Origin of the sequence: Flammeovirga kamogawensis (genome assembly GCF_018736065.1) — a bacterium.
Lineage (GTDB): Bacteria > Bacteroidota > Bacteroidia > Cytophagales > Flammeovirgaceae > Flammeovirga > Flammeovirga kamogawensis.
Genome location: NZ_CP076128.1, coordinates 1,589,545 through 1,603,854 on the forward strand (window position 1 = coordinate 1,589,545; position 14,310 = coordinate 1,603,854).

The following is a 14,310-nucleotide window of genomic DNA, read 5'->3' on the forward strand; positions in this document are numbered from 1 at the left end:
ATCTTAAAAACCCACCTTCATAAGGTGGGTTTTTGTTATTGATGTACTAATTTTATTTTAGTTAAAGTAGGACCTACCCTTACTACCTCTCCTTCTTTTTTACCTGTTAAGAATTTATAGATTGGAGCATCTTTATCTATCCCAACCAATTGTTTTCCATTGTAAAAAATTGGAGGAAAATTACATCCCATAATCAAGATCAATTTATCAGTTTCGAAAACAGTACCCATTCTAATATCACTCTTGGAGTCATCTACTTCTTCGAATTTTTTGAGGGTCTGAATTGAATCTGCTAACCGATCTAAGCTATAACTTCCAATTGTAATATTGGTAACTTCTTCCTCTACATTGTCTTCGTATAATTTTGTATCATTGTCCGAAGTAGATGATTTTAAAGAGCTTTCTTCATGCAGCTGAATATCATCAATTGATTTTTGTAAAGTAGAGATTGTAAATTTTAAAATATCCGATCTACTCGATGCCATAGTGTTGTGTGAGTTAAACAATTTGATTTACTATTATAAAAGATCATCATTTTATAACCAATATTAAAGCCTTTAAGAAAAGATCATTGCTGTATCTTACAAAAAGCTCTTTTTGTACAATTTATATTCTGATAGCATATTAGTTCGTTAACTACTACCTTTGAAGATAGATTTGACAGAAAAATCAACTTTAAATCAATAGTAGAATAACTATTTTTGATCGAACTTAAAACAAACTAGTATGCTACAGGCATTTGTAATGATATTAGCACCTCTACTTCTAAATTGGGGTGCAAAAAGATTTTCGTGGATAGAAAATATAGGTACTGTAATTCTAGCCTATGCACTTGGTATTTTTTTAGGAAACAGTTCTCTAATTATAGATACAGAAGTTTCTAAAACTATTGTCGAAGTTGCCGTACCACTTTCAATCGGCTTACTTTTATTATCATCTAATATTAAACAATGGATTAAAAGTGCAGAAAAAACAATATTGTCTTTCTTTCTCTGTCTATTTGCCATAACAATTGGGGCAATATTCGCCTTCCTTTTATTTAATGATGTACTCCCTAGTGCTCCGTTTTTGGCAGGTATGTCCATAGGCTTATATACTGGAGGAACACCAAATATGTCTGCTATTGGGTTAGCATTAGAGGTAAAAGATGAGGCTTTCATTTTAATGAATACTGCAGATATGATAATTGGTGGTATTTGGATGCTAGTACTCCTAACCATAGCTAAAAAAATATTTGGATATGTATTACCAACAGCTGATACTAACACAATCAGTAACGAGGATTTAAAAATAAAAGCCTTAGAAGGACCTACACCAAAATCAATAATATCAAGCATTGGAGTAATACTAATAATATTAGGTGCTTGTATTGGAACTTCCCTTCTTTTATTTGGTGCAATGAATGAAATATTCATTATATTAGGTGTAACAACCTTAAGCTTAGTTGCTTCTTTAAATACTTCAATCAGATCTATTAAAGGAAGCTTTTTAGTGGGAGAATATTTTGTTCTCTTATTTTGTATTGGGTTAGGAAGTATGTCTAATTTTGAAAGTTTATTAGATTCTGGAACACTATATATTGGCTTTGTTTCTATTGTAATGTTTACTGGTATATTTATTCACCTTCTTCTTTGCAAACTATTTAAAGTTGATGTAGACACTTTTTTAATTACATCTACAGCTTGCCTTTACGGACCTGCATTTGTAGGACCTATTGCAAAAGCAATTAACAATAAGAAAGCAATACTATCAGGAATGACCGCCGGTACATTAGGATACGCAATTGCAAATTACTGGGGAATCATCATAGGAAAAGCCCTTTCACTTTGGATAATTTATTTATAATCTAATTTTTTTTCAGAAACCTCTAAAAACATTTGATGTTTAATTAGATATTTATACATTTGAACATAATTTGTTTAAACACATATAGAAATGGCATTATTAGATTCACTCAAATGGAGATATGCAACAAAGAAATTTGATGCATCAAAAAAGGTTGACGAGACAACGTTAAACACAATTTTAGAAGCTGGTAATTTATCAGCATCATCTTATGGTTTACAGCCTTGGAAATTAGTTGTTGTAGAAACGAAAGAATTACGCGAAGAATTATTAGCTCACTCTTGGGGACAAAAACAAGTTGTAGACGCTTCACATTTAATCGTAATTGCTCGCGAAGCTAATTTAACAGCAGATCACGTAAATACTTTTGCAGACAATGTTAAAGCTGCAAGAAATTTACCAGAAGAAGCAATTGCAGATTACAGAGGAATGATGTTGAATACAGTTAACTCTCTTCCTGATGAGGTAAAAGATATATGGAATTCAAAACAAGCTTACATTGTATTAGGCTCTCTTTTAGCGGCATGTGCAGACTTAAAAGTTGATAGTACACCAATGGAAGGTTTTGTACCAGAAAAATATGATGAAGTTTTAGGTTTTGATAAACTTGGTTTAAAAAGTACAGTTATCTTGCCAATCGGTTACAGAGCGGAAGATGATGGCTACCAACATTTAGCAAAATACCGTAAACCATTAGACGAAGTAGTTGTGAAACTATAAGTTTTAGGTAAAAAAAAGAGGTTGATTATTTATGATAATCAACCTCTTTTTTTTTGCTTAAATTCTAATGATTAATCAAGTAACTCTGTGTGAATAACTGGATTATTCTCTAATGTTCTATGTACAGGACATTTATTTGCTATTTCTAACAAGCGTTCTCGTTGCTTTTCTGTAAGATCTCCTTTGACTTGAATATGACGGTATAAGTTATCAATTTTAGCAGTACGCTTATTGGCATTTTCTGCATCCTTTAAATATTCATTTTCATGATTTAAATGGACAGTCACTTCGTCTAAATTCCATTTTTTATGGTTTGCATACATTCTCAATGTCATGGCTGTGCAAGCCCCAAGTCCTGCCAATAAAAACTGATACGGGTTAGGACCTAAATCTTTCCCTCCATCTTTTATTGGCTCATCTGCAATCTGATGATGTACTCCAGCCTTTACTTCTGTAACATATTTAGTTGTTCCAATCCTTACAGCTGTTTGGTATTGTGTCTCCAATGGGTCTTCTAACTCCATTTCAACATATCTTTCTGCCCAGCTGCCAATCATATTCCCTACATACTGACCATTTTTAGGTGTTGACAAAAAATGATTTGCATTATCTAAAGAAATAAAGCTCTTAGGGTGAAAGGCATTTTTATAAATTTTCTCTGCATTTTTTATGTCTACAACTGCATCAAATGGAGAGTGAAAAATCAAAATTGGCAGTTTAATTTTATGAATGATATCAGCATAATTAGGAGATGATATTTGATTGATAAAACTAGATTTTACTTTAAACTCTTTTACCAAAAGATGAACATTGGCATAATCTCCTTCAACATCTGCTACTTTCTCAATACTTTTTACTTTAGCAAAAGCACTTATAGTTACAATTGCATCTACAGAAGCAATTCTATTTGCTAATAAAATTGCAGCACTTCCTGCTAAAGAATGTCCTATTAATAATTGTGGAGATTTAAGGTTTTCAGCCATATAATCAGAGGCAGAAAGAATATCTTCTATACTTGCTGCATATCCTGGGTTTTGCTGAGAGTAACCCGTAATATCTAAACTAAAAACAGCTATTCCTTTTTGGTTTAGCTCTCTAACGATACTATTTACAACTGTTGTTTCTTCTAATGACGAGAAGAAGCAGTGTGCAAATAATGCGTATGCGTGAGGTTTTTCATCTGCGGGTAATGACAACGAGGCAACTAAAACATCGCCTTGGTTGTTCTTAAAATTTATAATTGAAAATGACATAATAGGTTTATTTATACTTCTCTCCAATGATACGCCTTAGGCAGCGTAAATGCTCTAATTCCTTGTACTGATAAAGTTGCTCCAAGTCCAGAATTTTTCCGACCTGACCAAGGTACATTTGGACTAACTCTATCGCAGCAATTCCAATATACTGTACCTGAGTTCATTTGATCAAAAACATGATCTGCTCTCGTTCTACTTGTTGAAAACACTGCCGAAGTTAAGCCATATTCTGAGTCTTTCATCAAATCTATAGCCTGTTCGTCATTATTCACTTTTTGAATACCTATTATTGGTCCAAAAGATTCTTCTCGCATCAGTTTCATTTCATGATTAGCATCTTTAAAAACAGTTGGTTCAAAATAATTACCACTGTTATTAACTTCTGTGCCACCTGTCATTAATACACCACCTTTGGTTAATGCATCTTCTACCTGATGCTGTAAAATGGGTAATTGTGCTTTTCTAGTTAAAGGTCCTATAAAAGTCTCTTTATCTAAAGGATCACCCATTTTATAATTATTCACTTCTTTAACTAATTCTTTTACAAATTCATCATAAATAGCAGCATGAACATAAATACGTTCAAGAGCACAGCAACTTTGTCCATTATTATAAAAAGCACCTTCTGCTGCATTAATAGCTGCTATTTTAACATCAGCAACATCTTCCATTACATACAAAGGATCTTTTCCACCTAGTTCTAATTGTACAGGTACTAATTTATGTGCTACCTTCTTAGCAATGTACTGACCTGTTTTATGAGATCCTGTAAAAAAGTAACCATCAAAATCACTTTCTAATAGATATTCTCCAACCTCTGCTCCTCCAATAATACAATGGAAAACGTTTTCTGGAACACCTGCTTCATACAACAACTTTTGAAATTGTAATCCTGTTAAAGTAGCATATTCTGATGGTTTATAAGCCACAGCATTCCCTGCAACTAAAGCATATAAGAAAACATTATAACCTACATTATAAGGAAAGTTCCATGCTGAGATATTACATATCACACCTAATGGTTCATAAATAATTTTCTCGTATGTTGTTTCTAAACCTTCAATAACTTCTTCTGCTAACCACTTTTCTGCATTTAATTTTAAATGCTCAATCCTATTTTGTGCTCCCTTTATTTCATTAATTGATTGTTGAATAGGCTTACCTGTTTCTTCAGTCAAAATAGTAGCCAATTCATTTACATTTTCAAGAACTAATTCTCCAAAACGAACGATACACTCCAACCTATGTTTTACTGTCTGTATTGCCCAATCTTTTTGACCAAGTCGTAAATGATCTATTTTATCTGAAAGAACTTCAATCGAATCTTCTGTTATTGAGGTTATTATTGAATCATTTGCAGGGTTAATAATGTCCATAGATGTTATTTTATATGTGATAAGAAAGTATCGTAAAGTGGATTAGGATCTAAGATTTGACTTCCTAATGTTTTAGAAAATTCTGGGTGCCATTGTACTGCCATTACCATTCCTTCTGATTTCCCGTTATAACCAAATGCTTCTACCAGTCCATCATCAGAAGTAGCCCAAACGTCTAAACCTGTTCCGAGCTCTTTTACCGATTGATGATGAATTGTATTTACATATGGATTGGAATTATTTGGATACAATGAAGCTAAAAAAGAAGACTCTTTAATGACCAAAGGGTGTTTAATAGTATCATATAGCTCTGCAGAACGATGGTTATTAACTCCTTCTTTTTGAGTTAAAGTATCTTGATATAATGTTCCTCCAAAATAAACATTCATCAACTGAAACCCCCTGCATATTCCAAATATTGGTTTATCATTTTTAATGGCATAATCAATAATTTGTAATTCATAATCATCTCTATATTTATCTCCTTTCCATTGCCCTATAGGTTTTTCTCCATACGATTCAGGAGCTAAATCTACTCCTCCCTGCAAAATAAAACCTTGCATTTCATCTAGAATATCCTTCAATAATGGTTTATCAATATCTGGTAGTAAAACAGGTAATATACCTTTTCGAGCAATGTAAGTCATCATGTCGTTTTCCACATAAGTTAACGATTTCGGACCGTATACTGCTCTATTACTATCAGGATACATGAAGCTTGGAGTAATACCTATTTTTATCATCTTATAATGCATTTCTATAGATTTGCTCAAACTCCTCTTCAGTCACTATTTTAGGGTTACTTGGCAAACAGAAATCTTTTACTGCCAATGCTGCAAGTGGTTTTATATGTTCTTCCTTTACTCCAATTTGAGACAAGGAATCTGGCAAGCCTAGTTGCTGATTTAAAATTTCTATATGGTCTACAAGATTCTTTCCTTGGTTGGTCCCTAGGTTCATTGAATACGCCATAAAGTTGTATTTATCTTCAAACCCTTGATAATTAAACTTTAAACCATGAGGTAAACAAATAGCATTTGCCAAGCCATGATGTGTATCTAAAAGAGAAGATAATGGATGTGCTAAACTATGCACAATACCTAAGCCCTTCTGAAAAGCGACAGCTCCCATCAGTGAACCAATCATCATTTTTGAACGAGAAAACATATTTGGCTCTTTTGTAGCTTGCACAATTGAAGTACCTATTAATCTCATTCCAGAAATTGCTATACCATCACACATGGGGTTAAACCCTCTTGATAAATAAGCTTCCATGTTATGCGTTAATGCATCCATGCCGGTTGCTGCAGTAACAAAAGGAGGTAAATCAAGTGTTAACATTGGATCTGCAAACACAATTTTAGCCAACAGTTTGGGTGAAAATAAAATTTTCTTTTGCCTTGTTTCATCATCAGAAATAATGGCACTTCTACCAACTTCACTTCCCGTTCCTGAAGTAGTTGGAACTGTTATAAAGTGAGGAACTTCTTCTGTTACATATTTATCTCCACCAATTAAATCATCATAATCAAAAAGGTCTCTTGTGTGGTTTACACGTAAAACAATTGCTCTTGCAACATCCATTGCTACACCTCCACCAATTCCAATAACAGCATCACACTCATGTCCGTGGTAGGCATCTCCTCCTTTTAAAACATCAGATTTTAGCGGATTTTTATGCATATCGTAAAAAACGGCAGGTGAAATTCCTTCTCTCTCTAAATCTGCAATAATGTTTTTAAAGAATGGCAATCCAAAAACTAATTCATCCGTCACTAACAACGGTCTTGACAGGTTATGTTCTTTTAGATAAGGTCCTAATTCTTTGACAACTCCAATTCCAAAACGTATTGTTGTAGGAAAGTTATAGGTGTAAGTAGCGTGAATGTCTAACATATCTTATATTATTTCAAAATATCTTTTTGTTTCCCAATCAGTAACATGATTCATAAATTGTTTCCACTCCCACTCTCTTGACAGTGTGAAATGTTCTACGAATTCTTCACCAAATAAATCCTTCATTAGAGAAGAGTTTTTCATTTTCTGCGTTGCATCCCAAAGATTAGAAGGTAAAGTTCCATTTTTAAAATCTTCATAACCATTTCCAATTGTTTTGGGGGTATCTAGCTTTAATTTGTTTTCTATTCCATACAATCCAGCAGCTAAACAGGCTGACATTGCCAAATATGGATTAACATCAGAACCCACTACTCTTGTTTCTAATCTAGCAGATTTTTTACCATGAGGTAATGCCCTTAATGCTGTTGTTCTATTATCAACTGCCCAGGTTAAGGTTGTTGGCGCCCAAGCCCCTTCTACTAACCTTTTATAACTATTGATAGTAGGAGCCAACATAGGAAGCATAAACGGTAAACAATGCAATTGTCCAGCAATATAAGATTGCATTATATCACTGATATTATCTTCTTTATCAGCATCATAAAATAAGTTTTGTGTTTTATCAATATTCCATAAACTTTGATGAACATGGCCACTACAGCCAGGTAATTTCATGTTCTGTTTAGCCATAAAACTAGCTATTATACCATGTTTATAACCAATCTCTTTTGCAGAAGATTTAAATAAGGTTGCTCTATCTGCGGCTTCAACAATATCACTATATTGAATTGCTGCTTCATAAACTCCTGGTCCTGTTTCTGTATGTAGACCTTCTAAAGGGACTTTAAAATCTTCCATCATATCAAACAATGCATGAAAGAAATCGCTATTTTCGGATGCTCTTAAAATAGAATACCCAAACATTCCTTCTGTAAGTGGTTTTATATTATTGAAGTCTTTTTCATGTAATTCTGTAGTTGTCTGCTTAAAATTAAACCACTCAAATTCCTGAGAAAAGAGTGGAGCAAAACCTAAATCATTTGCTTTAGTATTTATTCTTTTGAGTAAAGCTCTAGGTCCTACAGTTTCTTCGTCTTTATTTTCTCTGCTAAAATCAGCTAAGAAAAAAGGAACATCATCTTCCCAAGGAACTTGTCTAAAAGTATTTACATCTATCCTAGCAGGAGCATCTGGATAACCTGTATGCCAACCTGTTACTTTAACATTATCATAAGATTCATCGGCCATATCCCAACCAAAAACAACATCACAAAATCCAAATCCACTATCAAGAGAAGAGATAAATTTATTGATGTGCATGTATTTTCCACGGAGGACTCCGTCAATATCTACAATAGCAACTTTTACTTTTGTATGTCTACTATCTTCAAGTAGATCAATAATTTCTTGTTTGGTCATATAAGGTTAGTCGTCTAGAACAATAAGAGAGTTTATCTATATAAATTAGAGTTTTTTGCTGTAAAACGGAAATCCCACAAACAAAAAAAGCCTACAATTCAAAAATTGTAGGCCATTATAAGAAAAATGCAACTTATTTCTGTTCTTCTATTTCTTTAAATAAAGCATCTAAGTATTCTACAGCTCTTCTTAAATGAGGAATTACAATTGTACCACCAACTACGTTAGCTACACCCATACCTTCAATAATTTGTGCTTTAGAATATCCTAACTCTACACATTTTTCTAAATGATATTTTACACAATCATCACAACGTAAAACAAGAGATGTTGTTAAACCGATGATTTCTTTTGTTTTTTCGTCTAAAGCACCTTCAGCATAAGTAATAGTATCAAGGCTATAAATTCTTTTAATTACTTTATCTGCATTGTCTATTACTTTCTTATTCTGACTGGCTCTTCTTTCTCTATATTCGTTTAATAAATCCATAATGGTAAAATTAGTAGGTGTGTATAATTGCTAATTTTGATGAATATTTTTTTAGGTCAAAGTATTTCCTTGAATTTTTAATGAAGAAAGTGCTTCACCCAAGCTCCAAACACTAAAGCCTAAAAGAAGTAAATCTTTTAAAATAAAACCATTTGGAACGTACATCCATTCTACCATTTTAAACATTCCTGGAGTGGTAAATAAAAATGATAAAGTTCCTATAAAAGTAACTACTGCTAATGCACTTCCTAAAGCTGTTAATTTAGCAGATAGAGGTCGTAGTGCTATAGCTATTGCTGTTATTATTTCTGTAATACCAATAAAATTAGACACCTGTTGAAGTGTCATAACAGAAAGCATCCAGTTAAAAAAAGGACTATTTTCTATTAATGGTTTAATAGCTTCGGCTTCAGTAGCTGTAAATTTAAATACTCCATACCAAAGTAGTATAAGTACTAAACCGTAACGACTGATGTTTGCTCCAATTTTTTGAAACATTAATGATTGATTTTCCATGAAAGTAATTGTTTATTTAGTTATACATAAGAGGTACTTATGAACAGCTATTTTATAAAATTTAGGTTGTAATTAATGATGTCTAATAGATCTTGTTTGTTTTGATAAACCCTTCGAGTAACGTTTATTCCATTCCAAAAATTAATCAGATGTTTTGCTAGAAATTCAGGACTTTGTGTTCCTATAATTTTACCTTCTAATTTTGCTTTTCTGATGTAAATCGTAAAGATGTTTTCCAATTTTAATAAGTAATCGACAGCTATTTCTTTGATTTCCTCATCTTTACCAATAAATTCAATAATTGTATTTCCTAAAATACATCCTTTACAGTTAGCTAAATAAGAAGCATCTGCAATACCAAGAAACATATTTTTTATTATTTGAATAGGATCTTCACTTTCCGCTAATGCTTTCTCAAAATTATCAAGTGCTTTCCCTTCTAATGCGTGTAAACCCGCTTTAAAAAGTTCTCTTTTACTTTTAAAGCTATTATATAAGCTACCTTTATTTAGATTTACTTCTTTTAGTAAATCGTTTGTACTCGTAGCTTCATAGCCGTTTTCCCAAAACAACTGAATCGTTTTATCTAATACTTCTTCTTGTTTAAATATTTTTGGTCTACCTGCCATATTAAAAATTTAGATTTTTATTATGGGGCAAAAGTAATGTTTTTGACCAACAAGTCAAATATAAATCAAAGTATTTTTGACTGACCGGTTTAAAATAAGAGAAACTATTCTAATATTCGTAATTAGAATCTTCTTGATTTCTATTTTCTTGGTAAATTTTAAAAGGGAGAATGAAACAGTTACAAATAAAAATAAATTGGATAAAGATATTCAACTTCTCTAAATGTGGGTAATGGGGCGTGAGAACATATGAAAAAAGTATCACTCCTAATAGTGATATAAAAAATGCGATGTAATAGATTTTTGATTTACTCATAAAAGCCCTTGATTTTTTGAATAATTGAAGCATTAAAATAATTTATTTTTTCATTAAAAGCATCCTTACGTAATAAGAATCATTAAAATACATTTTTACAAATGTAAATAATACACAATAAAATACATGTAAGTTTAAATACATGAAAGAAGTCTCTCTTCCATTACTGAAAAAGAGACTTCTTCTCTATTTTTTATTTAAGATTATTCACCCGCTTTTGCAGCTCCTTTATCCATCATTTGGTATAACATTTCTTGCATTTTACCAGGAGATAATGTTTCTGGACGCTGACGTGGAGGGAAGTCTTTAAAACTCATAAAGAACTGACCTAACATTTGTTTTGCTGGAACAAATAACCACATTTTTTGACCGTACCATTTTAAGTACATTCCAGAGTGATCTGCTGCTTCGTATGGATCTTGAGCTAAATTGTAAATCTTAGGCCATGAAACTTCAAATCTGTGACCTGAGAACCACATATCTGGACCTTCGCCTTCTTGGATTACAAAGTGAATTTTCCAATCATTCCAACGCATTGCTTGTACCATACCATTGTCTGCAACATAGAAGAAAGTATCTCTTGCTGATTTTTCTGATTTACCAGTGAAGTAATCCCATTGATTATAACCATCTAAATGTAATTTGAATGTTTTATCACCAACTGTCATCCCTTCTTTCATTTTTTCAACCAACTTAGTATCACCAGTTGCTGCTGCGTACAATGTAGGCATCATATCTTCATGAGAAACAATACCGTTTAATCTACGTCCTGTGTTTTTGATTCCTTTTGGATATCTAATGACAAATGGTACACGAACACCACCTTCCCAAGTAGATCCTTTCTCACCACGGAATGGAGAAATACCACCGTCAGGCCATGTCATTTTTTCAACACCATTATCTGTAGTGAAAATAACAATTGTATTTTCTGCAACACCTAATTCTTCTAATTTATTTAATAATAAACCAACATTATCATCAAGTTCTTTCATACCTGCACCGTATAAACCGTAATCATGAAGATACTGTTTGTATTTATCATTTAAGTGAGTAAATGCGTGCATACGAGTAGAGTTAAACCAAACAAAGAAAGGTTTATCATCTTTAACTGCTTGTGTCATGAATCTTTCAGAAGCTTGTAAGAAATCCTCATCTACATCTTCCATTCGCTTTTTTGTTAAAGGACCCGTATCAGAAATATGTCCATCAGCATAAGAATGAATTACTCCTCTAGGACCATATTTTTTCTTGAATGCCGGGTCTGTAGGGTAAGCAGGGTCTTCTGGCTCTTCCTCAGCATTTAAATGATAAAGGTTACCGTAAAATTCATCAAAACCATGATTTGTTGGTAAGAACTCGTCTCTATCGCCTAAATGGTTTTTACCAAATTGACCTGTGGCATAACCGTAAGGTTTTAATAGTTCAGCAATTGTTGCATCTTCATCTTGTAATCCTATTTTAGAACCTGGCATACCAATAGTAGTTAAACCCGTTCTTAATGGTGATTGACCTGTAATGAAAGCTGCTCTACCTGCAGTACAAGATTGTTGACCATACTCTGAAGTTAAAACAACACCTTCTTTACCTATTTCGTCAATATTTGGAGTTTGATAAGCAAGCATGCCATTATTGTATGTACTAACGTTCCCATACCCAATGTCATCACCCATAATTACTAATATATTCGGTCTATCTTTTGTCTTGCTTTTTTGAGCAAAAGCACCCAATGACGTCATCAGTAAGAAACCAACTGTAATTAATTTTTTGTTCATTATTATATCATTTTTAATTTAATAATCACTTATTTTTTAAAATGTAATACTTATTTAATAGAACATCTTAATAAGTTATATATAATGAAAACGCCACTTGATGTTTTTTGTTTCATATCAAACTAAATATTTAAAGTTGTTAAATCACAATAAGTAATTTTAGACTTTTTATGATATTAAGTAATCGCTTTTTGATATTAAATTCAGCAATTAGAATGAAACATCAAGAGTAAAAAGCAACTTTTAATAAATCAGAATAATACCAAAATGTATATAGATTGATATTAAACATAAAAACCCCTTATATGTATTCACATATAAGGGGTTGCAAATGATACTATCTAAAATACACTCAAATTAGTTCTTTGGTGTTCTATCCATCATTTGATATAACATCTCTTGCATTTTACCAGGGCTTAATAATTCTGGTCTTTGGCGAGGAGGAAACTCTTTAAAACTCATAAAGAATTCGCCTAATTTTTCTTTAGCAGGAACAAATAACCACATTTTTTGTCCGTACCATTTTAAGTACATTCCAGAATGATCAGCTGATTCATAAGGATCTTGTGCTAAGTTATAGATCTTTGGCCATGAAAGAGCAAATCTATGACCTGAGAACCACATATCTGGACCTTCACCTTCTTGAACAATAAAGTGGATTTTCCAATCATCCCAACGCATTGCTTGGATCATACCATTATCTGCAACATAGAAGAAAGTATCTCTTCTCGATTTCTCTTCTTTACCTGTAAAGTAATCCCATTGGTTATAACCATCTAAATGTACTTTATAAGTTTGCTCATCACCTTTGTAACCTTTAGTCTTTAAAGTTTCCTTTAAATCATCTTTTCCAGTTACTGCTGCATATAATGTAGGCATCATATCTTCATGAGAAACAATACCATTTAATTTACGTCCTGTATTTTTAATTCCGTTAGGGTATTTGATTACAAATGGTACACGAACACCACCTTCCCAAGTAGATCCTTTCTCGCCACGGAATGGAGAAATACCACCGTCAGGCCATGTCATTTTTTCAACACCATTATCTGTAGTGAAAATAACAATTGTATTTTCTGCAACGCCTAATTCTTCTAATTTATTTAATAAGGTACCCACCTGATCATCTAATTCTTTCATTCCAGCACCGTATAAACCGTACTTGTTTACTAATTTCTTAGATTCTTCTGTAAGGTGTGTAAATACGTGCATACGAGTGGAGTTAAACCAAACAAAGAATGGTTTATCTTCGTTTACAGCTTTCTCCATGAAGTTGATAGAAGCATTCATAAATTCTCCATCTACAGTCTCCATTCTCTTCTTATTTAAAGGACCTGTATCAGAGATACGTCCGTCTGCATAAGAATGAATAACACCTCTAGGGCCATATTTTTTCTTGAATGCAGGATCTGTAGGGTAAGCAGGATCTTCTGGCTCCTCTTCTGCATTTAAGTGGTAAAGGTTACCAAAAAACTCATCAAAACCATGGTTTGTAGGCAAGAATTCATCTCTATCGCCTAAATGGTTTTTACCAAATTGACCAGATGTATAACCTAATGGTTTTAAAATTTCTGCAATTGTAGGATCTTCTTTTTGAATACCAATTTTAGAACCTGGCATACCAATAGTAGATAAACCTGTTCTTAATGGCGATTGTCCTGTAATGAAAGCAGCACGTCCTGCAGTACAAGATTGTTGTGCATATTGTGAAGTTAATGTCACCCCTTTTTCACCAATACCATCAATGTTTGGAGTTTGGTATGCCAACATTTTATTATTGTAAATACTGATGTTTCCGTATCCAACATCATCACCCATAATTACCAAAATATTTGGCTTTTTATTTTTCTTAGATTTTTGAGCGAACATTGCTCCGGCAGTCATTAATAAGACTGAAATTGTTAGTAAAACTTTTCTCATTTCTAATTTGTATTTTGTCTTTTAAAGACATTCTAGTTATCTCATTTTTATCAGTTGAAGTTGATCAGGCTTCTACCGTTTTGTTGATACAAATATTAGAAATAAATTTGGTTTAATCTCTAACTATATTTTTAATTTAACACATTTAATAATTGATTAACTGCATTTTATAAATAAAATTTAATAAGTTAATTTCATCAACAACATTACAA

General features: G+C 32.5%; 13 protein-coding genes. 2 read left to right on the forward strand and 11 right to left on the reverse strand.

Annotated elements, in window-relative coordinates; genetic code table 11:
- Nucleotides 1–35: 35 nt before the first annotated feature.
- The gene (locus tag KM029_RS06210) at nucleotides 36–485 is read right to left on the reverse strand and encodes a hypothetical protein (protein ID WP_144072441.1); all 450 of its coding nucleotides are present in this window, start codon (nucleotides 483–485) and stop codon (nucleotides 36–38) included.
- Nucleotides 486–726: 241 nt separating this feature from the next.
- Here KM029_RS06210 and KM029_RS06215 point away from each other — a divergent pair, with 241 nt between their 5' ends.
- Nucleotides 727–1,845: a DUF819 family protein gene (locus KM029_RS06215; RefSeq protein WP_144072442.1), complete on the forward strand. Its 1,119-nt coding sequence runs from the start codon at nucleotides 727–729 to the stop codon at nucleotides 1,843–1,845.
- Between the two features lie 90 nt (nucleotides 1,846–1,935).
- The gene (locus KM029_RS06220; RefSeq protein ID WP_144072443.1) at nucleotides 1,936–2,565 is read left to right on the forward strand and encodes an NAD(P)H-dependent oxidoreductase; all 630 of its coding nucleotides are present in this window, start codon (nucleotides 1,936–1,938) and stop codon (nucleotides 2,563–2,565) included.
- A 71-nt stretch (nucleotides 2,566–2,636) separates the two neighbouring features.
- Here the strand turns inward: KM029_RS06220 and KM029_RS06225 are convergent, their stop codons facing one another.
- The 10 genes from KM029_RS06225 to KM029_RS06270 form a co-directional block, all read right to left on the reverse strand.
- Nucleotides 2,637–3,818, reverse strand: a complete 1,182-nt coding sequence (locus tag KM029_RS06225) for a bifunctional alpha/beta hydrolase/OsmC family protein (RefSeq protein ID WP_144072444.1) — start codon at nucleotides 3,816–3,818, stop codon at nucleotides 2,637–2,639.
- An 11-nt stretch (nucleotides 3,819–3,829) separates the two neighbouring features.
- Entirely contained in the window at nucleotides 3,830–5,197 is a 1,368-nt protein-coding gene (locus tag KM029_RS06230; RefSeq protein WP_144072445.1) for an aldehyde dehydrogenase family protein, read from the reverse strand.
- Between the two features lie 5 nt (nucleotides 5,198–5,202).
- The gene (locus tag KM029_RS06235) at nucleotides 5,203–5,940 is read right to left on the reverse strand and encodes a gamma-glutamyl-gamma-aminobutyrate hydrolase family protein (RefSeq protein ID WP_144072446.1); all 738 of its coding nucleotides are present in this window, start codon (nucleotides 5,938–5,940) and stop codon (nucleotides 5,203–5,205) included.
- A gap of 1 nt (nucleotide 5,941) precedes the next feature.
- Nucleotides 5,942–7,093 carry an iron-containing alcohol dehydrogenase gene (locus tag KM029_RS06240; protein ID WP_144072447.1) on the reverse strand — a complete coding sequence of 384 codons (1,152 nt, stop codon included), beginning with the start codon at nucleotides 7,091–7,093 and terminating at the stop codon, nucleotides 5,942–5,944.
- 3 nt (nucleotides 7,094–7,096) lie between these two features.
- The gene (locus tag KM029_RS06245) at nucleotides 7,097–8,455 is read right to left on the reverse strand and encodes a glutamine synthetase family protein (protein WP_144072448.1); all 1,359 of its coding nucleotides are present in this window, start codon (nucleotides 8,453–8,455) and stop codon (nucleotides 7,097–7,099) included.
- A gap of 133 nt (nucleotides 8,456–8,588) precedes the next feature.
- Nucleotides 8,589–8,945 carry a carboxymuconolactone decarboxylase family protein gene (locus KM029_RS06250; protein ID WP_184679421.1) on the reverse strand — a complete coding sequence of 119 codons (357 nt, stop codon included), beginning with the start codon at nucleotides 8,943–8,945 and terminating at the stop codon, nucleotides 8,589–8,591.
- Between the two features lie 51 nt (nucleotides 8,946–8,996).
- On the reverse strand, nucleotides 8,997–9,461 hold the full coding sequence (locus tag KM029_RS06255) for a DUF417 family protein (protein ID WP_144072450.1): 465 nt from the start codon (nucleotides 9,459–9,461) through the stop codon (nucleotides 8,997–8,999).
- A 47-nt stretch (nucleotides 9,462–9,508) separates the two neighbouring features.
- Entirely contained in the window at nucleotides 9,509–10,090 is a 582-nt protein-coding gene (locus KM029_RS06260) for a TetR/AcrR family transcriptional regulator (RefSeq protein ID WP_144072451.1), read from the reverse strand.
- Nucleotides 10,091–10,609: 519 nt separating this feature from the next.
- Nucleotides 10,610–12,178: an arylsulfatase gene (locus KM029_RS06265; protein WP_144072452.1), complete on the reverse strand. Its 1,569-nt coding sequence runs from the start codon at nucleotides 12,176–12,178 to the stop codon at nucleotides 10,610–10,612.
- Between the two features lie 357 nt (nucleotides 12,179–12,535).
- Nucleotides 12,536–14,098, reverse strand: a complete 1,563-nt coding sequence (locus KM029_RS06270; protein WP_144072453.1) for an arylsulfatase — start codon at nucleotides 14,096–14,098, stop codon at nucleotides 12,536–12,538.
- Nucleotides 14,099–14,310: the final 212 nt, after the last annotated feature.